Origin of the sequence: Serratia quinivorans, from assembly GCF_946227985.1 — a bacterium.
GTDB classification, from domain to species: domain Bacteria; phylum Pseudomonadota; class Gammaproteobacteria; order Enterobacterales; family Enterobacteriaceae; genus Serratia; species Serratia quinivorans_A.
Map to the genome: position 1 here is coordinate 592,441 of NZ_CAMKGL010000002.1, position 21,853 is coordinate 614,293.

Annotated in this window: 22 protein-coding genes and 3 tRNA genes; 15 read left to right on the forward strand and 10 right to left on the reverse strand. The window is 54.1% G+C overall.

Translation table 11 applies throughout. The features are described 5' to 3' along the window. Window positions 1–4 precede the first annotated feature (4 nt). Window positions 5–1,534 (reverse strand): 3-hydroxyacyl-CoA dehydrogenase NAD-binding domain-containing protein, encoded by a 1,530-nt coding sequence (locus OCH02_RS11325; protein ID WP_261431307.1) that lies wholly within the window; start codon window positions 1,532–1,534, stop codon window positions 5–7. A gap of 347 nt (window positions 1,535–1,881) precedes the next feature. Here OCH02_RS11325 and OCH02_RS11330 point away from each other — a divergent pair, with 347 nt between their 5' ends. Together OCH02_RS11330 and OCH02_RS11335 are read left to right on the forward strand one after the other, a co-directional pair. Continuing rightward, window positions 1,882–2,598, forward strand: coding sequence for an autoinducer binding domain-containing protein (locus OCH02_RS11330; RefSeq protein ID WP_261431308.1), 717 nt, complete (start codon window positions 1,882–1,884; stop codon window positions 2,596–2,598). Between the two features lie 177 nt (window positions 2,599–2,775). Continuing rightward, window positions 2,776–3,204 carry a universal stress protein gene (locus tag OCH02_RS11335; protein ID WP_261431309.1) on the forward strand — a complete coding sequence of 143 codons (429 nt, stop codon included), beginning with the start codon at window positions 2,776–2,778 and terminating at the stop codon, window positions 3,202–3,204. Window positions 3,205–3,346: 142 nt separating this feature from the next. Here OCH02_RS11335 and OCH02_RS11340 read toward each other — a convergent pair whose 3' ends face one another. The 5 genes from OCH02_RS11340 to OCH02_RS11360 all read right to left on the reverse strand — a co-directional run bounded on the left by OCH02_RS11340 (window position 3,347) and on the right by OCH02_RS11360 (window position 9,628). Next, window positions 3,347–4,357, reverse strand: coding sequence for an Ldh family oxidoreductase (locus OCH02_RS11340; protein WP_261431311.1), 1,011 nt, complete (start codon window positions 4,355–4,357; stop codon window positions 3,347–3,349). An 18-nt stretch (window positions 4,358–4,375) separates the two neighbouring features. Further along, entirely contained in the window at window positions 4,376–5,941 is a 1,566-nt protein-coding gene (locus OCH02_RS11345; protein WP_261431313.1) for an APC family permease, read from the reverse strand. 44 nt (window positions 5,942–5,985) lie between these two features. After that, on the reverse strand, window positions 5,986–7,596 hold the full coding sequence (locus OCH02_RS11350) for an aldehyde dehydrogenase (NADP(+)) (RefSeq protein WP_261431314.1): 1,611 nt from the start codon (window positions 7,594–7,596) through the stop codon (window positions 5,986–5,988). A gap of 57 nt (window positions 7,597–7,653) precedes the next feature. Next, complete coding sequence (locus tag OCH02_RS11355) at window positions 7,654–8,574, reverse strand: dihydrodipicolinate synthase family protein (RefSeq protein ID WP_261431316.1); 921 nt, start codon at window positions 8,572–8,574, stop codon at window positions 7,654–7,656. A gap of 208 nt (window positions 8,575–8,782) precedes the next feature. Next, complete coding sequence (locus tag OCH02_RS11360; RefSeq protein WP_261431317.1) at window positions 8,783–9,628, reverse strand: AraC family transcriptional regulator; 846 nt, start codon at window positions 9,626–9,628, stop codon at window positions 8,783–8,785. 283 nt (window positions 9,629–9,911) lie between these two features. Here OCH02_RS11360 and OCH02_RS11365 point away from each other — a divergent pair, with 283 nt between their 5' ends. Genes OCH02_RS11365 through OCH02_RS11385 form a run of 5 tightly spaced genes read left to right on the forward strand, consistent with a single transcriptional unit; the run spans window position 9,912 to window position 13,693 of the window. After that, a complete protein-coding gene (locus OCH02_RS11365; protein ID WP_261431319.1) occupies window positions 9,912–10,859 on the forward strand; it encodes a 4-hydroxyproline epimerase in 948 nt (315 codons plus the stop codon). Continuing rightward, window positions 10,859–11,983 carry an NAD(P)/FAD-dependent oxidoreductase gene (locus OCH02_RS11370; protein ID WP_261431320.1) on the forward strand — a complete coding sequence of 375 codons (1,125 nt, stop codon included), beginning with the start codon at window positions 10,859–10,861 and terminating at the stop codon, window positions 11,981–11,983. The genes OCH02_RS11365 and OCH02_RS11370 overlap by 1 nt, the downstream gene beginning before the upstream one ends. Then, window positions 11,980–12,234 carry a (2Fe-2S)-binding protein gene (locus OCH02_RS11375; protein WP_261431322.1) on the forward strand — a complete coding sequence of 85 codons (255 nt, stop codon included), beginning with the start codon at window positions 11,980–11,982 and terminating at the stop codon, window positions 12,232–12,234. Before OCH02_RS11370 ends, OCH02_RS11375 begins: the two co-directional genes overlap by 4 nt. Further along, window positions 12,227–13,489 carry an FAD/NAD(P)-binding oxidoreductase gene (locus OCH02_RS11380; RefSeq protein WP_261431323.1) on the forward strand — a complete coding sequence of 421 codons (1,263 nt, stop codon included), beginning with the start codon at window positions 12,227–12,229 and terminating at the stop codon, window positions 13,487–13,489. The genes OCH02_RS11375 and OCH02_RS11380 overlap by 8 nt, the downstream gene beginning before the upstream one ends. A gap of 48 nt (window positions 13,490–13,537) precedes the next feature. Continuing rightward, window positions 13,538–13,693 (forward strand): hypothetical protein, encoded by a 156-nt coding sequence (locus tag OCH02_RS11385; RefSeq protein WP_261431324.1) that lies wholly within the window; start codon window positions 13,538–13,540, stop codon window positions 13,691–13,693. Between the two features lie 56 nt (window positions 13,694–13,749). On the opposite strand, the gene OCH02_RS11390 is transcribed toward OCH02_RS11385, so the two are convergent. Next, window positions 13,750–14,106: a hypothetical protein gene (locus tag OCH02_RS11390; RefSeq protein ID WP_261431325.1), complete on the reverse strand. Its 357-nt coding sequence runs from the start codon at window positions 14,104–14,106 to the stop codon at window positions 13,750–13,752. Window positions 14,107–14,525: 419 nt separating this feature from the next. On the opposite strand from OCH02_RS11390, the gene OCH02_RS11395 reads away from it, so the two are divergent. Continuing rightward, window positions 14,526–14,885 carry a hypothetical protein gene (locus tag OCH02_RS11395; RefSeq protein ID WP_261431326.1) on the forward strand — a complete coding sequence of 120 codons (360 nt, stop codon included), beginning with the start codon at window positions 14,526–14,528 and terminating at the stop codon, window positions 14,883–14,885. 230 nt (window positions 14,886–15,115) lie between these two features. Then, on the forward strand, window positions 15,116–15,547 hold the full coding sequence (locus OCH02_RS11400; protein ID WP_261431327.1) for a hypothetical protein: 432 nt from the start codon (window positions 15,116–15,118) through the stop codon (window positions 15,545–15,547). A gap of 87 nt (window positions 15,548–15,634) precedes the next feature. Here OCH02_RS11400 and OCH02_RS11405 read toward each other — a convergent pair whose 3' ends face one another. Then, entirely contained in the window at window positions 15,635–15,859 is a 225-nt protein-coding gene (locus tag OCH02_RS11405) for a DUF2594 family protein (protein WP_020826235.1), read from the reverse strand. Window positions 15,860–16,623: 764 nt separating this feature from the next. Here OCH02_RS11405 and uvrY point away from each other — a divergent pair. From uvrY to OCH02_RS11435, 6 genes are all read left to right on the forward strand, one after another. Next, complete coding sequence (gene uvrY / locus OCH02_RS11410) at window positions 16,624–17,280, forward strand: UvrY/SirA/GacA family response regulator transcription factor (RefSeq protein WP_012006273.1); 657 nt, start codon at window positions 16,624–16,626, stop codon at window positions 17,278–17,280. Continuing rightward, window positions 17,273–19,105 (forward strand): excinuclease ABC subunit UvrC, encoded by a 1,833-nt coding sequence (gene uvrC / locus OCH02_RS11415; RefSeq protein WP_261431329.1) that lies wholly within the window; start codon window positions 17,273–17,275, stop codon window positions 19,103–19,105. Before uvrY ends, uvrC begins: the two co-directional genes overlap by 8 nt. 58 nt (window positions 19,106–19,163) lie before the next feature. Then, window positions 19,164–19,712, forward strand: a complete 549-nt coding sequence (gene pgsA / locus OCH02_RS11420) for a CDP-diacylglycerol--glycerol-3-phosphate 3-phosphatidyltransferase (RefSeq protein ID WP_261431331.1) — start codon at window positions 19,164–19,166, stop codon at window positions 19,710–19,712. A 145-nt stretch (window positions 19,713–19,857) separates the two neighbouring features. After that, window positions 19,858–19,933: transfer RNA gene (locus OCH02_RS11425), tRNA-Gly, on the forward strand. A gap of 57 nt (window positions 19,934–19,990) precedes the next feature. Then, window positions 19,991–20,064, forward strand: a tRNA-Cys gene (locus OCH02_RS11430). Window positions 20,065–20,074: 10 nt separating this feature from the next. Beyond that, window positions 20,075–20,160 (forward strand) — tRNA-Leu (locus tag OCH02_RS11435). Window positions 20,161–20,302: 142 nt separating this feature from the next. Here OCH02_RS11435 and OCH02_RS11440 read toward each other — a convergent pair. Further along, window positions 20,303–21,319, reverse strand: a complete 1,017-nt coding sequence (locus tag OCH02_RS11440; RefSeq protein ID WP_261431333.1) for a phage integrase central domain-containing protein — start codon at window positions 21,317–21,319, stop codon at window positions 20,303–20,305. Continuing rightward, entirely contained in the window at window positions 21,320–21,544 is a 225-nt protein-coding gene (locus OCH02_RS11445) for a DUF4224 domain-containing protein (RefSeq protein ID WP_261431335.1), read from the reverse strand. It abuts the gene before it with no gap. Between the last annotated feature and the right edge of the window lie 309 nt (window positions 21,545–21,853).

Genomic DNA, 21,853 nt, shown 5'->3' on the forward strand with positions numbered 1-21,853 from the left:
TTCCTTAGGGCGCGACGGCCAGCTCTGGCCGGGTGATATTGAGCAAAGAGTAATGCGGGTAATAGCGGGCGGAATGCAGCAGCTGCGCCATATTGTCCAGCGTCGACTTCACGTTTTTTTGCCCAAGCCGTGCCAGCCAGCTAAAGATGCCATCGGCATAGTTAACGCCGGCCACCGCGGCGATATCGATATCCGCCCGGCTGCAAACTCCGCTCTCCACCATAATCACCGACTCATTGATCAGGCTGCTCAGGACGCGGGCGACAATCAGGCCCGGGGAGTCTTTAATAAACTCCACCTGTGGGATCAATGTTTGCAGCAGCGTCAGAAACAGCGCTTTATTGGCCGCGCTGGCATCCTGACTGTGGGCAGCCACCAGATAGGCGGTATCGGCGTAATTGAGCGCGGCGTCGATCACGAAGGTATCGAGTTCGGTCAATTCAGCCAGCAGATTGGCCGTGCGGCCATCGGTGATTTTGACGGCCATTGCGTCATTCACCTGGATAAAACGGCCCAGCTTCGGCCGTTCCGGCTGGCGATTAATCTGCACCCTTGGCCAGAGCGCCAAAGCGCGCTGTTGCAACAGCTCGAACAGGGGATGTTCACCATAAAAATGCAGTGAGGTCAGCGTGCCGCTGCCTGCGTCGGCGGTGTTGGGTTCAGCGGAAGAGGAGGTAAAAAAGGAACGGCCGTTTTTCTTGCCCAGCAGCCCGGCATCCACCAGCGAACGTTGCAAATGGCCGGGGGTATAGCGGGGATCGTACTGCATGTCCTGCCAAATCTGGCTGCTGACCTGATAGTTAATATCCTGGCCGATAAAATCGGTCAGCTCTAAAGGCCCCATGCGGAAGTGGCCACCGGCCTTGAGTGCGCGGTCGATCTGCGGTGCCAGCGCCACGTTCTCTTCCAACAGCCGGAACCCTTCCAGATAGAAAGGTCGTGCCATCCGGTTGACGATAAAGCCCGGTGTGGCTTTGCAGACCACAAACTGTTTGCCTATCGCCGTCACCAACTGCTGACAACGCAGGCTGGTGGCCCGGCTGGTAAAGTACGACGGAATAATTTCGATCAGTTTCATCAGCGGGGCCGGATTAAAGAAGTGCAGGCCAATAAAACGGGCGTTATTTTCGACGCCTGCCGCCAGCTTATTCAATGACAGCGATGAGGTATTGGTGGCGATAATCGCCTCTTTTTTCACCGTGGCGGCAATCGCCGCGAGGATCTCATGCTTGGTTGCCTCATGTTCCGCGATGGTTTCAATCACCAGGTCGCTGTCGGCGATAGCGTCGAAAATGGGGGAGAAAACCAGATTGGCCAATATCTCGCCTTTTTTCTGCGGGCTTATTTTCCCGCCGTCTATTTTCTTATCCAGGTCACGGATAATATAGTCCCTGGCCTGATTCAGATTATTACCGCTACGATTATAAAGCAGGGTTCGTATGCCGTTTTGCGCCAGAAGATAGGCAATACCTCTGCCCATGGTCCCGGCACCAATAACAGCGACCGAATGGATTGCCGAATTATTCTCTGCCATAAAAATCCCCGTGAGTATTTTTCTGCCTTGCGAAATTCGCAAATGCTTATAATTTCTTCGGATTTAAAAAGCACCAGGTGCCTATGGCGAAGGTAATGGGCAGAGCTGCCAGTGTCTAACGGTAGAAGTGACAGGTTTACAATAAATCGGCTTTATGTTATTCGCGTAATTTCCGCTATTAATGCCATTTAAAGGCGTTATTTATTAATATCCGAGCGGGCATAGCTGTTTTTGATATAGGCATGGTACTTTTTATACTATGAAACGGCTGTTGCCGCTCCGAGCCCTCCACTATAGTTAATCTTACTTATCGATAACCCGGTGCGGCCTTCTGGAGAACCTGTTTTATGGACACCCACCTTCAGCCTTTGATGGATGCCTTACTGACCAGTCTGCCAAACCGCGAGGTTTTTTTAAGCCAGCTGGCACCCTGTGCCCAGGCGTTGGGTTTTGAATACTATTCTTACACGGTCTTTTCCTGCTACCCGGCCAGCCGACCCAAAATGCTGATAGAGGGCAATTTCCCCGAATCCTTCCTGGAGGACTACCACAAGCTGCGGGTTTACCTGCAGGATCCGGTCATTGCACAGGCCCATCATTCCACGCTGCAATTTTATTGGGATGAACACTTCTACCAGGATAAGCCAGAACTGTGGTGGCGTATGGCCCAGTTTGGTATCCGCGAAGGCTGGTCGCAGTCGGTCAAGGATTGCTATGGCCGACTGGGCATTCTCACCTTTGCCGGAAAAAGTATTCCCGTTCAGTCTCCGCAGGCCAGTGCGCGTAACGAAACCTTTTTCCTGTGGTTGGCGCAGATAGTTCATAAAACGCTGCGTGAAGGATTAATATCGGTGAACGACGAGGCAATCAAAGATGTGCTGACGCTGCGCGAGAAGGATATTTTGCGCTGGTGCAGCGAAGGTAAAACCTCAGAGGAAACCGCTCTGCTAATGGGGCTGAGTGAACGGACGGTGAATTTCCACATTGGCAATTCGATTAAAAAGTTATCGGTGGCGAATAAAACTGCCGCCACGGCGAAGGCGGTGTATTTACAGCTTATTTAACCGCGTTTGAAATAGTTAATCGGCTAGCCGTTAGAAATGTGATGTTTATATTTTGTTAAATAAAGAATTATCCTGGCCAGTATTTACCGCCGATCACAAAAGCGCGAGAAAGCGTTTCACCCTTATCCTTCCCGGCAGTACCCTGTAGGCACCAAGGTTGCATAGAAGGGATGTGATATGTACAAGACCATATTAGTGCCGATAGATATTGAAGAAGATCTGTTGACCGAGCATGCGCTGGAGCATGTTGAGTACCTGGCGAAAATATCCGGTGCCAAAGTGCATTTCTTCCATGCGCTGCCGGATGCTTCGGCATTCGTTACCGCTTATTCTTTCGGTATCAAGGAATTTGAGAATCAGGCGGAAGTAAAAGCGGTAGATAAGCTCAAGAAAATCATGTCGGAAATCGACATTCCCCTGGAACGGCTGGATTACACCATCAGCTTTGGTTCACCGCGCGATGAGGTACTGCAGTTGGCGGATGAGATCGGAGCCGATCTGATCATCATCGGCTCGCGTCGCCCGAGTGTAAAAACCTACCTGCTGGGTTCCAACGCGGCGGCCATTGTGCGCCACGCCAATATCTCGGTGATGGTGGTCAGGTAAACCTGTTCAATCAGGCCCGCCTCAGGCTAATGACAAAAGCTCGTTATTAGGGAGAGCGCCCCTCGGTGCGCTAGGCCCGGGTATCTCAGTCTAAACAATCAAAACCAAGCCCGCAGTTTATTATTGCGGGCTTGGTTCGTTATCAGCAGAGTGCCACAATCTCGTCATATAGCGTCTGCGGCAAGCTAATGCCGTGCTGCTCACTGTACTGCCGATGTTCAAAACGCCGTTCCCCCGGAATACGCGCCCCTTGCTCGCTCATATCCGCGAATAAGGTTTCTGCCCTGGCCAAATGCGCCGCCTTGTCCGCCCCCAGAAAACGATCGGGATCCATCGCGATGATCAGCTCGCCACCGTAAGGGGAGGAGCCGGTCTGCCGATCGTAGGCCAGCGACTCTTTACTGGTCATATCGCCAATTAACGGCCCGGCGATCAGTTCAACCATCGCCGCCAGCGCTGACCCCTTATGTCCGCCAAAGGTCAGCATTGCCCCCTGCAACACACTGGCTGCATCGGTGGAAGGCTCCCCTTGTTGATCGATGCCCCATCCCGGCGGCAGCGGCGTACCGGCACGGCGATGCAGCTCAATTTCACCGCGTGCCGCCGCGCTGGTGGCCATATCGAAAATAAAGGGCGGGCGCTGCGGGCGCGGCCAGCCGAAGGCAATCGGATTGGTACCAAACAGCGGCCGGGTTCCTCCAGCCGGCGTGACCCAGGCATGACTGGGGGTGCAGGCCAGTGCCACCAGGCCTCGATCGGTCAGGGGTTCGATATCGGCCCACAGCGCCGAGTAATGCACACAGTGGTTAATTGCCAATGCAGCGATGCCGTTAGTACGCACCTTATCGATAAACGCCGGCAGCGCGGTACGGTAGGCCAGCAACGAAAAAGCATCGTGAGCATCCACCCGCAAGATAGCCGGGGCTTGATCGATAAGCGTTGGGAGCGCATCGGCGGATACCTTGCCGGCCAGCAGCGAACGCACGCAGCCAAGTACCCGGTACAAACCATGCGAGGCGCAGCCGTCGCGTTCACCGGCCGTCACATTCTGCGCCACGGCATCAGCATGTTCGGCACTGAAACCGTTGCTGCGCAATGCGCGCCATGCAAGTTCATAGGCTTCTTTCAGCGTCAGAGTCTGGGTTTGCGTCATTACATATCTCCTTTACGGTTACTCTTCCTCATCACCGGCAAAATTTGCCTGAGGTAAACAGGTATAGGCGCCCCAGTAATAGATTGCCAACGCAATGACCGCCACCGTGAGGGTATCCCACGGGTGACCAATGACGTTGATGCCACCAAAGCTGCCGAGATAGGACGCGACAATAATCAGCGCGTAGAAGGCTATCAGCCACAGCGACGACCAAATCTGTTGCTTCAGACTGACGGCGTGGGTTGGCACCTTGTTTTTGAACAGGATATAGACCACGAACATCAGGATCTGCAGGCCCAGCAGCCAGGAAACGGTGTTCCAGCCGGACCAATAGACAATCAGCGCCGAAATGATAAATGACACCGGACCGAGCACGCAGAAGCCGCGCACGAAGAAGGGGCGCGGCAGATCCGGCGCATTACGGCGCAGACCGGCAGCAGTCACCGGCGCAATGGCGTAGCTGAGCACCAGCGCGGCGGAAACCACGCCGATTAGCTTCTCCCAGGAGGGGAAAGGCAACGTCCAGAAGATCGACAGCGCAAAGGTCAGCCACAGGGCAGGGCGTGGAATGCCGGACTCACCGTCGACGCGGGTAAAGATCTTAAAGAAAGTGCCGGCGCGGGCCCAGCCGTACACCACGCGGGGCGTAGCGTTCATGTAAATATTGCCGGTGCCGCTCGGTGAGATAATCGCATCGCTCACTACCAGAAACGCCAGCCAGCCCATCCCCAGGGTGATGGCGATATCACGGTAAGGCAGTGAGAATTGCTGACTAATACCGGCCCAGCCGCCGCTCAGCATTTCGCTGGGAATACTGCCGAGGAAGGCCACCTGCAGCAGCACATAAATGATGGTGGACAACACTACCGACAGGATCAGCGCGATAGGAATGGTGCGCTGCGGATTTTGCACCTCGCTGGCGACCGAGATAATCGGCGTCAACCCCAGATAGGCGAAGATAATGCCCCCGGCGGAGATGGCCGCTTCCACCCCGGCGGAGCCAAAGGGCGCAAACCCCTGGCTGTGCAGGTTTTCGGGTTTGAAGAAGCTGAACAGCACCACAATCACCAGCAGCGGTACCACAAATTTAATCACGCTGATCAGATTGTTGGATTTGGCAAAGGTTTTGACGCTGTAGTAATTCAGGGCGAAGAAAAAGCACAGCAGCAGTAGCTGGACCAGCCAACCGATTAGCGTCGGGTTGCCGGAGCCGGGCTGGCTCAGAAAAGGAAACCAGGCGGCGGCGTACTGGCGGGCCGCGACGATCTCAATCGATATCAGGCTGGAGAAGGCGATCAGAGTAATAAACCCCAGCAGATATCCCATCAGTTCGCCGTGGGAGAATACCGGGTAGCGGATAATGCCGCCGGCCCGGGGCAGCGCAGCACCCAGCTCACAATAAACAATGCCGAGCAGCAGCACGGCCAACCCGCCGATCAGCCAGGAGTAGATGCCGGCGGGGCCGGCAATGGAGGAAACGTGGCTGGCGGCGAACAGCCAGCCGGAACCAAAGATTGCGCCCAGGCCGATAAACGTTAAATCGGTGAGCGTAAGCTGCTTCTTGAATTTGCCTTGGGTTGTCATGGAGTTACCCTTTTGTTATTCGGTGGCATGCAGATGCGGCCGGGCTAGTTGCTGGCAGGTGAGTGGATCGGATCTCGGGTGTAAATACCGTTAACCAGCCTTAGCAGGCCGAGCGGATTACTGTCTTGTAACGCCGGTGGCAACAATGCGGCCGGGTAATTTTGCAAACAAACCGGGCGCAGGAAGCGTTCGATCGCCAGGGAGCCAACCGAGCTGCCGCGGGCATCGCTGGTGGCCGGATAAGGGCCGCCGTGTACCATGGCGTCGCACACTTCGACCCCGGTCGGGTAGCCATTGAACAGCACCCGTCCCGCTTTATGGGTCAGCAACTGCGCCAGCGGTGCGGCATCGTCCAGATCCTCTGGGTCGGTCAGCAGCGTGGCGGTCAGTTGGCCTTGCAGACTTTCCAGTGCGGCGGTCAGTTGCTGGTGATTTTCCACCGCAGCCAAAATGGCTACCGGGCCAAACACTTCCTCCTGCAGCAAGGGATTGCCGCTGAGCAGTAAGCAGATATCGGCCTGATACAGTTGCGGCGCCGCCAGATGGGGCAGTTCCTCAGGATCACCGGCCAGATGGCGAATGCCTTCGTGCTGATCCAGCGCTGCCAATCCGCTGCGGTAATGTGCCAGCGTGCCGGTATTGAGCATCGGTTGCGGGGCCGCGGCGTTCACCAGCTCGGTTAATTCACCGATAAACTGGCTGAATGCTTCACCGCGTTGGCCGATGATCAGCCCCGGCTTGGTACAGAATTGGCCGCAACCCAGAGTGAATGAGGCCACCAGCTCGCGTGCGATCTGCTGCCCACGTTGGGCTAAGGCCTGCGGCATGATGATCAGCGGGTTGATGCTCGACATCTCGGCAAACACCGGGATGGGATGCGGACGGCGCATGGCCAGGTTGAACAAAGCTCTGCCGCCGCGCAGCGAACCGGTAAAGCCCACCGCTTGAATGGCCGGGTGCTGTACCAGTTCCGCGCCAATGTGGTCGCCGTAAATCATGTTGAATACCCCGGGCGGGATCTGTTGCTGCTCTCTGGCCCGTTCAATCGCCTGTGCGGTCAGCTCGGCGGTGATCATGTGGCCAGTGTGCGCCTTGAATACCACCGGGCAACCTGCGGCCAAGGCGGCGGCGGTATCACCGCCGGCGGTGGAGAAAGCCAACGGGAAATTGCTGGCGCCAAACACGGCGACCGGGCCGAGGGCGGTACGGTATTGGCGCAGGTCCGGACGCGGCAGCGGTGTTCTCTGCGGCAAGGCGCAGTCTATGCGTACGCCGTGCACATCTCCGCGACGCAACAGGCTGGCAAATAACCGCATCTGGCCGCTGGTTCTGGCACGTTCGCCACTCAGACGCGCTAATGGCAGGGCGGTTTCCTGCATGGCGTAGTTGAAAAAGTCCTCATCCAGTGCATCCAACTGCCCGGCAATCGCCTCAAGAAAGTCGGCCCTGCGTTCGGCGCTGAGCTGAGAATAGGCGGTGAACGCCTGTGCGGCGGCACCGGCGGCGGCGGCGGTTTCTGCGATGCTGGCCGAGAAAAAACGGTGGCCGGTCGGCTGGCCGTTATCGGCACGCAGGCTGACCAGTTCGGCCTCACCGCTGGCGCGGCGTTGGCCGCCGATAAACTGTTGACCACGGATGGTATAAGCGTTGGGCATGGGTTCCCCCGGTTGGCTGGTGTTCAGGCCCGGCAGGCGGCCGGGCCTGAGTGACAATTACAGGCCGACGTCCGGCAATTCAGGGCGGTTTGCCAGCGCTTTTTTAACCACGGCGGTGACTTCTGACAGGGTATCGCCCTGTAATGCCAGGCGTGGCGGGCGAGTGATTGAACTGCCGCGGCCGACCAACTCTTCACACAGCTTGATGCACTGCACCAGATCCGGACGAGCGTCCAGATGCAGCAACGGCATAAACCAGCTATACAGCGCCAGGGCTTCCTCAAAGCGTTTTTGCTTCGCCAGACGGAACAGCGTTTCCCCTTCACGCGGGAAGGCGTTGGACATGCCGGAGATCCAGCCTTCGGCACCGACGGCGATACTTTCCAGCACCACATCATCAAGCCCGGCGAACAGCACAAAGCGATCGCCCACTTCGTTGCGCAGGTCGATAAAGCGGCGGGTGTCGCCGGAAGAGTCCTTGAAACAGACAATGTTTTCGCAATCGACCAATGACGTCAGGATGTCGGGCGTCACGTCGTTTTTGTAAATTGGCGGGTTGTTGTAGACCATGATCGGCAGATCGGTGGCACCGGCAACGCTGCGAAAGTGGGCGGCAGTTTCATGGGGTTTGGCGGAGTAGACCAGCGCAGGCATGACCATGATGCCGTCGACGCCGACCTTTTGCGCTTCTTGCGCCATGTTGCGAGCAAAGGCAGTCGTGAACTCGGCAATGCCGGCAATCACCGGTACTTTGCCTTGTGCCGCATCGCGTGCCACTTCAATCACCGATAATTTTTCCTGAACGGTCATCGAGGTGTTTTCACCCACGGTGCCACACACCACCAGGCCGGAAACACCGTCCTTGACCAGGTTTTTGATCACCGTATGGGTGGCATCGAGATCCAGAGAGAAATCGCTACGAAACTGAGTGCTGACCGCCGGGAACACGCCGCTCCAGCTAATGGCTTTATGGCTCATAGTGTTTATCCTGTCGTCCAAGTTTGTTAATCAATGGTGAATTATTGGTAAAATCCAATCACAGATTGACCTGTATTGTCCGCAGGGGCTTGACGGTTTTCTCCGAATGCCACGACGAAATTGGCACAGTGGTGCAGAGCATCAGGCAAGCAAAAACCTGGCCGTCAAAGCGCCGAAAATAAACTTTTTGAGAAGATAAATCAGTGGATTATGGCGTGATGCTAATACGGAAGTCACGTGGTGTGGAGCCGGTCATGGCTTTGAATTGGCGGCTGAATGCACTGTGATCGGTGTAACCGCACTGCAGGGCGATGTCGGTTATGGGTAAATCGCCGGCCAGCAGTTCGGTGGCCTTTTCCAGCCGCACCTTGTGGATCATCTGGCGTGGTGTGAGGTGGAAAATACGTTTGCAGTAGCGCTCTATCTGCGCCACGGAAAGGGCGGTGAGGGCGGTTAATTCCTCCAGGGCAATAGGTCGGGCATAGTGTTGACGAATATAGACGTCGATCGCCGCCAGTCGTTGATAGGCAGGATGGTTGGCTTTGGCCTCCTGCAGATCGTGCGAGATGCCTGCCATGCCGATGATTTTGCCATGCACATCGTACAGTGCCAGCTTTTGTGTCAGGCACCAGCCGGTCTCGCGCCCACTGTATAAGTGCATCTCCAGTTGATCCTGGATCAGTACGCCGTTACGCAATACGCGCAGATCCTGTTCGGTATAACCTGACCCTAATTGGGTCGGAAACACCTCCGCCGAGGTTTTCCCCAGCAGTGGGGTGACGGTTTTAAAGCCACAACGCTTGGCCAGCGTCAGGTTGGCCAGCAGGTAACGCGCTTGCAGGTCTTTGATGAAGAACACCACGTTGGGAATGGCGTTGAGCAGCGGCGCAATCAAAGCCAGTGAATTTAGCAGATCGTGCAGGGTGTTCGGACGTTGTTGCGCCAGTCCATCACACCAGCGGGACAGTTGTTCAACGGCAAAAATGTCTTCTTCCGGTTCCTCGATAAGGGGGAGAGGAGCCGTAACAAGCTGATGATCCTGGACTAAACGCATAGCATTACCTTTCCCGCTGGGTGACACAGAATCTGAAGCGGCCGGACAGGCCGTTTTTGGCGCGCTTAATCAATATTAACTTTCTGATAACTTTTCAAGCGTAGCTGCCAATTATGCGGATCACCGCATACTTTTGCTCACTGGATTATCCCGGCCCGGTTAAACCTGCCGGGGGAATTGTGCTGATTTCTGCATTTGCCACGCCGAAATGCATCAAGCCGCCGTCAGCAGATTCGGTCAGTCTAGCGCCATCGGTAACATTTCATTAACCCAGGAGACTCCGATGGCACTTTCTTCGCATTTCACCGCGCTGCGGGCGATCGATTCCCATACCGCCGGGGAACCCACCCGACTGATTGTCGAAGGGTTCCCCGATTTGGGCACCGGCAGTATGGCTGAGCGCAAGGCGCTGTTTGCTCACCGGTATGACGACTGGCGTAGTGCGATCATTCTGGAACCTCGGGGTAACGACGTGCTGGTGGGGGCCTTGCTGTGCCAGCCCTGCTCACCGCAGGCCGCCGCCGGGGTGATTTTCTTCAACAACAGCGGTTATTTGGGCATGTGCGGTCATGGCACCATAGGTCTTGTGGCCTCACTGGCCTATCTGGGGCGAATTGGCGTCGGTGAGCACCTGATCGAAACCCCGGTGGGTACGGTGAACGCCATCTTGCATCAGGACGGCAGCGTGACGGTGGAAAACGTACCGGCCTATCGTTATCGCCATCAGGTCAGGGTTGAGGTCAGCGGTTACGGACCGGTGGTGGGCGATATTGCCTGGGGGGGGAACTGGTTTTTTCTGATCGGCGAACATCCTTTGGCGATCAATACGCAAAATCTGGATGCGCTGACTGCGTTTAGCTGGGCAGTGCGCCAGGCGCTTGAGAGCGCAGGGATTTATGGGGAAGACGGCGGCGTTATTGACCATATCGAACTCTTTGCCGACGACGTGCAGGCCGACAGTCGCAACTTCGTGCTGTGTCCTGGCAAGGCTTACGATCGCTCGCCCTGCGGCACCGGGACCAGCGCCAAACTGGCCTGCCTGGCGGCCGACGGCAAATTGCAGCCGGGTGAGATTTGGCACCAGGCGAGCGTGATTGGCAGTCGATTCAGTGGCTATTATCAGCGCAGTGGCGATCGCGTGACTCCCTTTATTCGTGGGCAAGCTTACGTGTGTGCTGACAGCCAACTGCTGCTGGATGAGCGCGATCCCTTCGTTTGGGGGATCCGCTGATGATTGCCGGCAGGCGGGCGGATGCGATTGTGGTGGGGGCCGGCATTATCGGCGCTGCCTGCACCTGGCGGCTGGCGCAGCAAGGATTACACGTTTTGCTGGTGGACAACCAGCGTGCCGGTGCAACGGCGGCCGGTATGGGGCACCTGGTATGCGTGGACGATAATCCTGCCGAGCTGGCTTTAAGCGCCTATTCATTGCAACTGTGGCGCAGTCTGGTGGATCGCATGCCGGAAGGCTGCGCCTGGCGTGGCTGCGGTACGCTGTGGCTGGCGGAACGGGACGATGAAATGGCGATTGCCAAAGGTAAACTGCAACGCATGACCGAATACGGTGTGGCGAGCGAAGTACTGAGCGCCGCGCAGGTTGCTGCTCTTGAACCCATGCTGCGGTCCGGACTGGCCGGCGGCTTGCGTGTGCCGGGCGACGGCATTGTTTATGCGCCCAACGTCGCCCGCTGGTTAGTGGCCGACGCCGGACCGGCGGTCAGGGTCATTGCGGGTGAAGCCGTTGCGCTGGAACAGCAGGCGCTGGTGCTGGCGAGCGGCGAACGTTTAACCGCACCGGTAGTGGTGCTGGCCTGTGGCCTGCAAGCCGACAGGTTATTGGAGCAACCCTTGTTACGCGCCAAAAAAGGGCATCTGGCGATCACCGATCGCTACCCACAACGGGTACACCACCAATTGGTTGAGTTGGGTTATGGTGCCAGCGCGCACGCCAGCGACGGGACTTCGGTGGCGTTTAACGTTCAGGCGCGGCCAACCGGCCAGCTGTTGATTGGCTCCTCCCGCCAGTTTGACGCCCCAGACAGCACTATCGACATGCCGTTACTGGCCGCCATGCTGGCACGTGCCAACACTTTTCTTCCTGCCCTGGCGCAGATGAACATTATCCGCTGCTGGACTGGCCTGCGCGCCGCGTCCGCCGACGGTCTGCCGCTACTTGGGCCGCATCCCCAGCATCGCGGGCTATGGTTGGCATTGGGGCATGAGGGCCTGGGGGTTACCACCGCGCTGGGCAGTGCCGCGTTGATTGCCGCGCAGATCCATAATCATCGACCGGCGATTGATGATACCCCTTACCTGGCTGCACGAATGTTCCCTAAGGAGGCGTTGCCGGTATGAAACAAAATCGACTGACGTTGACCCTCAACGGCGAAAGTCTCTGTGTACCCGAAGGGTTAAGCGTAGCCGCAGCGCTCAGCCTGAGCGGGATGGACAGCTGCCGCATTTCGGTCAATGGGCAACCTCGCGCGCCGTTTTGCGGTATGGGCATCTGCCAGGAATGCCGCGTTACGGTGAATGGCCTGCGGCGGCTGGCGTGTCAGACGCTGTGCCGGCCGGGAATGCGTATTGAGAGGACAGAAAATGAGTGATCTTGCGTGCGATGTGCTGATTATCGGAGCCGGCCCGGCAGGGTTAGCGGCAGCCCGTGCGGCGGCAGTAAGTGGTCAGTCTGTGTTGGTGCTTGACGATAACCTGCGTCCCGGCGGGCAGATCTGGCGTGACGGGCCGAACGTGGCATTGCCGGCGCTGGCTCTACAGTATCGGCAGGTCGTCGGGGCATTGAGTAATGTGACGCTGCTTAACGGCGTGAAGATTGTCGCACAGTGCGGGCCGCAGAAAATTCTCTATGAAGATGAGGCGGGGAGCGGGGTTGTTGATTATCAAGCGTTGATCCTGTGCTGTGGTGCCCGCGAACTTTTGTTGCCGTTTCCCGGCTGGACCCTGCCTGGTGTCACCGGTGCCGGTGGGCTGCAGGCGCAGATTAAGCAGGGGGTGTCTATTAAAGGGGAGCGGGTGGCAATTGCCGGCAGTGGGCCATTGTTGTTGGCCGTCGCTGCCAGCGTGGTTAAAGCCGGTGGTGAAGTGGTGATGCTGGCGGAACAGGCACCCGTTGCACGGCTGGCGGCTTTTACCGCAGAATTGTGGCGCTGGCCGGTGAAATTGCGTCAGTCCTTTGGCCTGTTCAACCGGCATTATCGTCCTGCCAGCTATGTGTTGGAGGCGCTAGGCGACGCGCGGCTGACGGCGATTAGGATGCAAAAAGGGGCTCGCGAGATCACGCTGGATTGCGATCGTCTGGCCTGTGGGTTTGGGCTGGTGGCTAATATCGAATTGGCGATGTTGTTGGGGTGCCGTATCCAAAATGATGCGGTTGCTGTGGATGCTTACCAACAAACCAGTCAGCCACAGATTTATGCCGCCGGTGAATGCACCGGGATCGGTGGCAGCGAGTTGGCGTTGGCTGAGGGGGCGATTGCCGGTTATACCGCCACCGGCAACCTGATCCAGGCGCAGGCATTAACGGCACAACGCGATAAGTGGCGGCGATTTTCCGCCGCGGTAGCGCGAACCTTTGCGCTTAAACCGGAACTGAAAACGCTGGCGACAGCGGAAACGCTATTGTGTCGTTGTGAGGATGTGCCGTTGCATCAGTTAAGTGGATTAGCCGATTGGACGGCCGCCAAGTTGAGTAGCCGCTGTGGTATGGGCGCTTGCCAGGGCAAAATTTGTGCGGCGGCGGCACGCTATTTGTTCGATTGGCCACTGCCGGCTCCACGGATCCCCCTGACGCCAGCCAGGGTGGCTACCCTGGCTCGGTTGGGACGTAGCGAGAACGACGGATAAGCCTGCTACACTCAGGTTGAGTGACCGAAAAAATCAGGCGGGCAACGGATGACAAATGCACTGATCACACTGGGGCTATGCCTGCTGCTGATGCCGTTGTTGCTGTGGCTGATTGGGCGAGCATTATCGGCAGCAAAAGATAAAAAACCGGAACAGAATAAAACCAGGCCCAGGACCGGCATGCCGCACGGTGATGATGAATAATCCCCGGCGGCAAGCTGTGTCAGTTGAGCCAAAAGCCTGCCTCGACAACGCTGAGATTACTGTGGCCAGTAATAGGTTTTCTCGTGCCAGCCTTTGCCATACATACAAGCTTCGATGGTTGCCGTTCGTGCCCCTTCATTGCGATCGTTTTGCACCGTTTTAAACGAAGGTTGTTTATCGTAACGGTAGCCTTTCGGGCAGTCTTTTTTGTCTTTCTCGCAACTGTGGTATTGGTTCTCGTAACTAAACTCGAAATCTCTCACTACATCGGGAGGGAAACGTTCGTAGCCCCGTCCCTTACATTCCGCGTATTCCGCCTCGCGTGTGGCCTTCCCGGCACCGGCCCTCTCCCATTGGGTGCAGGCGGATAATGCTACTAATGGTAATAAAATCAAAAATCTATACGTCTTCATGGTATCCCTAACTCTTCATTTCGTCCTATAAACACACGCTAAGAATCTTCCTAGGCGAGGTGGGGCATGAGTGTAATAAACTGATGCTAAAATTGGAAATGATAATAGTTATTGTTTAGAAGAGGTTGAGGTGAGGCTGGCGGCAATGTGTGAGGAGGAGGTCTCGCTGATAAGTAGAATAATACTTATTGTTTATAATATTCGTGCTAAGTTTTTCTGTGTTTGTTTTTCGTTTATTTATTAAGATATTTACCTAAGGATTTATTCTTATTATTGGTCGTGAAAGGATATTTATACGCTGCGGAATTACCTTGATGATGTTTATATTGCTTTTTATAAATTCTCACAATTAAAACTATTAATGAATTTGTCGGGAATGCGATTGCAATTCAGGTGTAAATTTTTTAGATTCAGGATCGATGAGTGACAATCATGATGATGAAGGCATTAAAGGGAGTTATATTTTGGCGAATAAACCTCAAATAGCTAAAGACGGTAGTGATTTACCTTCATTATCAGAGGATTTTGCTCGGCTGAGAAATCTTTCTGATGTCGGTGATGCATTTGGTTATGGCCGCACACGCTTCTATCAATGGTGCCGTGGCCGCGGTTTTCTTACCCTGATGAATGCACCCTCTACGGCGATGATTAACGCCGGTTATATGGTGACTACGCTGTCAGAAAACGGTTACTCGCGGGTTTATGTAACGGAAGATGGCTTTAACTATGTGGGTAATGCCTTTCGCGATGACATACAAAAACGCATGGTCAAACTTTAGATAAACCCATAATAATCTTATTATTTTCAATATACTAACTACAGAATCTTCTTAGTGCTGTCGGCTGTCTTGCCTTGCAGTAATAGAGTTGGCATAGGTAAGGTTTTTCCCAGCCTGATTTTCCTCAGTCCACTGGAAGTTATCCTATTTTTCTAATGATGATGCCCTGGCGCTACAGTCAGTAGCTATTCTCTTGCTAGTATGAAGAATGGTTTTTTCGGGAGCTCAGGATGAAGCATTACGCCGCGTTACTTGTTACCACCGTGCTGTTGTCTGGCTGTGCCACTCAGGCCGTTCCGCTGCAGCAGGCTGAATCACCGCCGCCCAGCCGGTTGATGCTTTATCAGAATGTGCCACAAACGCCATTTGCCACCATTGTGGTGGTGCGCGACAGTGGAATGCTGGCAGGAAGTTGTCGGACTGGGGTTTATATTAACGGCGAGTTTGCCGCCTCGCTGGCATCCAAAGAGAAGGCAGAGTTTCGGGTGCCGGTAGGTAATAACGAAATCAGTATTGGGCAGGATATGATCGAAAACAGCTTGTGCATCTGGCGTGATACCAGCGGGCGCTTGCCAATGACGCTGCGCGCCGGTGAGAGCCGCTATTTCCGCATTGCGGGTGATATGCAGCGCGGCTTTGTGTTGCAGGCTGGTAAGCCTTAAGCCTGGCGGGTTGCTATCAGTGGCGCAGCCACCATTCTCCTGGAGGGAATGGTGGCCGGCGATAAGGCAGGCCGGAAGGGCGACAGACTATTGACGGTAAGCGTGCTTAATCTGTTGGATACTGTTTTTAAAAATTTCAGCCTGGGTTGGGTCTTCAATCTGCGCAATAAAGCGCTCCATGTTGATAATGACTTTCCCGGCATCGGCCTGACCGATCGATTTCAGGATCAGTGTCAGCGTGGCTTTCAGGCAGGCAACTTCTGTTGCCAGCGTTTCCGGGTTTGCAGACGTAGTGAAATCAACGTTGCTCATTTTATCTCCTGATTTTTGAGGCCGAAGCCTGAAACAAAGTGCATTTTGATGCGCAGCCACACCGATTTCATTCACTCGAATCTGCAGATGCGTATTTAACTGGGCGCGGAGTATAGCATAGCATGCAGGTATCCATCTGCACTGATAGCGCTGTCTCGCTGCCCGTACCATTAGCTGGGGCAGTCCCAGGGGTTAAGCGACTTCGCATTATAGTGCATACTCACTATTGATGAATTAATCGGCGTGCTGAACAATACCGCCAAGTTATTTTTTTTGAGTTAATAAGTATTTTTCTGGCAGGTTATTGGTAACTTGTTCCGGTTATTTAAACGATCAACATTAGTCCCTTGCCTGACGTTGGCTTGGCATGGATTGAATAATTTCTTTTGCATTGAATTTTACCATGTGAGATAAAGACAATCTTGCTATTTTGTTTTGTTTCAATGAATTACAAGCCAGTCATGCTGGTGTTGATATTATTTGTGTTGCGATTGCTTACACTGATTTTACCTGCGGTTTAGGTTAGACGCACTATCATGAGGCCAGAGGTCTGCATTATAATATTTACATCGTCGGTTTTTTATCGAGAAACAACGGTTTTATCGGGCTGCGTTGGGTGACTAAAATTCAAAAATCTGGCCCATTGCGCAAAGTTAATCGGGAGTAAGTATTAATCTGTGTTCATTCTTGGCTGAAAAACAAGTAATATCTCTGCCTATAACAGAGGCTGATTGCGTTACTCCCTTCTTTTTGGAGATTTTTCCTTGATTAGCGTTCTTCTTGTTGATGACCACGAACTGGTGCGCGCAGGGATACGACGCATTCTTGAAGATATCAAAGGTATAAAAGTTGTCGGGGAGGCCCAGTGCGGTGAAGACGCCGTGAAATGGTGCCGTGGCAATGCTGTAGATATCGTTCTTATGGATATGAACATGCCGGGTATTGGCGGGCTGGAAGCCACGCGCAAGATTGTACGCTATGCGCCCGACGTTAAAGTCATCATGCTGACTATTCATACCGAAAACCCATTGCCGGCCAAGGTGATGCAGGCAGGTGCTGCAGGCTACCTGAGCAAAGGCGCGGCACCACAGGATGTGGTTAATGCCATTCGCGCCGTGCAGGCCGGGCAGCGCTATATCGCGTCCGATATTGCCCAACAGATGGCATTGAGCCAATTGGAGCCGCAGACGGAAACGCCGTTTAGCTGTCTGTCTGAGCGCGAGCTGCAGATTATGCTGATGATCACCAAAGGCAAAAAGGTTAACGAGATCTCGGAACAACTGAGTCTCAGCCCCAAAACGGTGAACAGTTATCGTTACCGCATGTTCAGCAAGCTGAATATCAGCGGTGATGTTGAATTGACACACCTGGCTATCCGACACGGATTGTTCAATGCGGAGACGTTGTTAAGCAGTGAGTGACCGTTTTGATGCCAAAGCATTTCTAAGCACCGTAACCAGCCAGCCTGGCGTCTACCGAATGTACGACGCTACTGGCACGGTTATCTACGTCGGTAAAGCCAAAGATCTGAAAAAACGCCTCGCCAGTTACTTCCGCCAGCAGGTTGGGAGCCGTAAAACTGAGACGCTGGTTAAAAATATCGCGCAAATAGACGTTACTGTTACACACACCGAAACAGAAGCGCTATTACTGGAACATAACTACATAAAGTTATACCAGCCACGATATAATGTTCTTTTGCGAGACGATAAATCTTATCCGCTGATCTTCCTCAGTGCGGACAGCCACCCGCGGCTGGCCGTGCATCGTGGTGCCAAACATGCCAAGGGGGAGTACTTCGGTCCATTCCCCAATTCCTATGCCGTGCGTGAGACGCTGGCACTGCTGCAGAAACTGTTCCCGATACGACAGTGCGAGAACAGTGTGTACCGCAACCGCTCGCGCCCTTGTTTGCAGTACCAGATCGGCCGTTGCCTGGGGCCTTGTGTCGCCGGGCTGGTGAGTGAAGATGAATATCGTCAGCAGGTGGACTATGTGCGCCTGTTCCTGTCTGGTAAGGATCAACAGGTACTGCATCAGTTGATCGAACGGATGGAAAGCGCCAGCAAGGCATTGAACTTCGAAGAGGCCGCGCGGATACGCGATCAGATCCAGGCGGTACGCAGGGTGACTGAGCGTCAGTTCGTATCCGGTAACAGCGACGATCTGGATGTGATCGGCGTGGCATTCGAGGCCGGCATGGCCTGTCTGCACGTACTGTTTATTCGCCAGGGCAAAGTGTTGGGTAGCCGCAGCTATTTCCCCAAAGTGCCAGGCGGCACCGAAATGAGTGAAGTGGTGCAGACGTTTGTCGGTCAGTTCTATTTACAGGGTAGCCAGATGCGAACCTTGCCGGCGGAAATCCTGTTGGATTTCACTTTGCCGGAAAAAGAGTTGCTGGCCGAGTCCCTGTCTGAGCTGGCGGGTCGCAAAATCCAGATCCAGAGTAAACCGCGAGGTGACCGCGCACGCTACCTTAAACTGGCGCGTACCAATGCAGCGACCGCTCTGACCACCAAGCTTTCCCAGCAGTCGACCATTCATCAGCGACTCGCCGAATTAACCAAGGTGCTGAATCTTTCCGAGATTAACCGCATGGAATGCTTCGACATCAGCCATACCATGGGCGAGCAAACCGTGGCTTCCTGCGTGGTGTTTGACGCTAATGGGCCGCTGCGTTCCGAGTATCGGCGTTATAATATCACCGGCATTACGCCAGGGGATGACTATGCGGCGATGGCGCAAGTGTTGAAACGCCGCTATGGTAAGGCTCTGGAAGAGAAAAAAATCCCCGACGTTATCTTTATTGATGGCGGTAAGGGGCAGCTTGGTATGGCGATTGACGTGTTTAACTCGCTGAATGTTAGCTGGGATAAAAACAAGCCCTTGCTGATCGGTATCGCCAAAGGTGCTGACCGTAAAGCCGGGTTGGAAACACTGTTCTTTGTACCTGAAGGTGAGGGGGTTGCTTTGCCGTCGGATTCACCGGCGCTGCATGTGATCCAGCACATCCGCGATGATTCGCATAACCACGCGATCACCGGGCATCGGCAGAGAAGGGCAAAAGTAAGAAATACCAGCGCGTTGGAACTGATCGACGGCGTTGGACCAAAACGGCGACAGGTGCTGTTGAAGTATATGGGTGGACTTCAACCATTATTGAACGCCAGCGTTGAGGAAATTGCAAAAGTGCCGGGTATTTCACAAGCATTGGCAGAAAAGATCTACAATGCATTGAAACACTGAGGGCAATGTAGCAACATACTCTTAATTCCCACTCCAGCCAGATAGTTACCCTAGCATTATGCAATTGAATATACCGACTTGGCTTACTCTGTTTCGCGTAGTTCTGATCCCATTCTTTGTTCTGGCATTTTATCTGCCGTTCACCTGGGCTCCGATGGTTTGCGCCGTCATCTTTGTGTTTGCTGCCATAACCGACTGGTTTGATGGTTTCCTCGCCCGTCGCTGGAAGCAAACTACCCGTTTCGGGGTCTTCCTCGACCCGGTTGCGGACAAGGTGATGGTGGCGGTGGCACTGGTGCTGGTGGCGGAACACTACCACGTCTGGTGGATCACTCTACCGGCGGCGACCATGATTGCTCGTGAAATTATCATCTCGTCGCTGCGTGAGTGGATGGCGGAGATTGGTAAGCGCAGCAGCGTAGCGGTGTCCTGGATTGGCAAGGTAAAAACCATGGCGCAAATGATGTCGCTGGTCGGCCTGCTGTGGCGCCCGGACCGTACCGTTGAGTATGTGTCCTTTGGTTTGTTGTACATCGCGGCAGTGCTGACTTTTTGGTCAATGTTCCAATATTTGAACGCTGCCCGCAAAGATTTGCTGGAACCCTGATCAAAGCGCTGCAAAAATCGTCAAACAAACGTAATGAGCCAACAATTTTATTGACTCATTACGTCAGGTAAGTAGAATGCATCGCATCAGACGGCAGCAGTGATTTGCCGAAAGATAGCAAAAAAATCAGTAAGTTCTGATTAATGCGGGAATAGCTCAGTTGGTAGAGCACGACCTTGCCAAGGTCGGGGTCGCGAGTTCGAGTCTCGTTTCCCGCTCCAAATTTGATAAAGCTGGTGTTTTACGAGCTTTAGCCTGAAAAAGGCATAAAGAATTAAGGCGCGTTAACAAAGCGGTTATGTAGCGGATTGCAAATCCGTCTAGTCCGGTTCGACTCCGGAACGCGCCTCCAATTTTCCCGAGCCCGGGTGGTGAAATCGGTAGACACAAGGGATTTAAAATCCCTCGGCTTATGGCTGTGCGGGTTCAAGTCCCGCCCCGGGTACCAGGAAAATAAATTCAAGAATAACAAAGCAATAAGCAGTAATGTCGTGACCGCCGGAAGGCGGTTTTTTTGTGCCCTAAATCACCTTTCAGAACATTTTCAGAAGATGCTTTCAGAAGATAAAATCTGAAAGCAGCATAAATATTCATCCTTTCTGATTGCCCACCACTGGCACTATTTTCACTTTGCGATCATAAATTGCCGTTTGGCTCGCATTTTTGTGGCCAGATATCGCCTGCTTATCTGTCAGCGAACCGTCCAGATCGGAAATACCTTTTGCCTTGAGGTCGTGATAGGTGAAATCGAAATCCAGATCCGGATATGCGGCGATTGCCGCCAGCTTTGCATTGCGCCACTGGGTATTAAAGCCATCGCGGGTGTAGCGGTTCCCGTTGCGCTGGTGGATCACGTATACGCTGGAAATGCCGTCTTTGATTGGCAATGTGTCGGCTAATGCTACGGCCGCACGAAGTCTGTCTGACCAGGCTTTGATTTGCTTGGCGCCGGTCTTCCCCTGGCGGATAAAGATCCCCGGTTCTAAAATCTGTGCACGGTTTAGCACAAGAACATCAGCCTGCCGCGCACAGCAAAGGTAAGCCACCTCCATTGCGACCCTCACCGTATCCGGCGCGACAGCATAAACAGCGTCATACTCGGCGTCAGTGATGTAGCGCTCGCGAGATTTCTCCTTAAATTGCCTCACCCCTTTACATGGATTTCCTTTCACATAGCCACGCTCGTAACTCCACCCAAACACCCGCGACATGAATGTTTTTTCACGGTTTGCCTGCGTCTTACTTTTTAGCCCGCGCTTATCCATATATTTCCTGATGTGCTCAGGCTTAATATTGTTCGGATCCATTTTCCCAAATACCGGCATAACTTTTTTGGCGTATTTCTGGTAATCCTTCTGCGAGTCGAAAGCTAAGTCGGTAAACTCTGCAGAGTTGAGGAACCTATCGGCCAAGGTCTTAAATGTCGCCTTGTCTTCTTTCTGGCTGATAAATTTCTCGTACGCCACCCAAACCGCGGATTGTGCAGCATCGAGAGGGCAGAGCTTTATAGTCCTGCCGTCAGGGTGTTTGAACTCGTAGGCGGACCGGCCGCGGGATACGCGCGATGGCATCCAGTTATCTGCGGGATCTTTTCGTTTACCAGCCACTTACATCGCCTCGAAGTCTGGTTCTTCCGCCACCGGTTTCGGCGGCGAATTTCGGAATTTCACAGGGTTCAGGAAATGCCCCCATGTTGTTTTTGGGTGACCGTCCGGACGCTCAATAAAAAATATTCCAGCCCGGCGGAGTGCGTCACACTGTTTCGTCTTATAGTGGTGACCGGTCAACTCAATCATCTCTTCTTTCGTGATTATGTCGTGATCGTTTCGCATGGTCTTTCCTCGGTTCGATCATCCTGGCGATTGCGTCGTCGGTTACACGACACGCCTCGATGACGTCTTGTTCGCTGAGTTGCGTTTTCCGTACGCTGGCCGACAGCCGGCCGATTTTGAGGTCGAAGTCAGAGAGTAAGCGTGCGCCTGGTTGCCATCGTTGCATTGCTGTTCCCCGTTGTGTGGTTTACAGCAATGCTAACGATGGCTGGGTGAATAGACCCGGGTTTTATAGACACTTTTTTGCCTCATAATAGAGGCTTAATGAAGGAGTGTTTATGTCAGCCAAAAATTTCACTGAAGAATTCA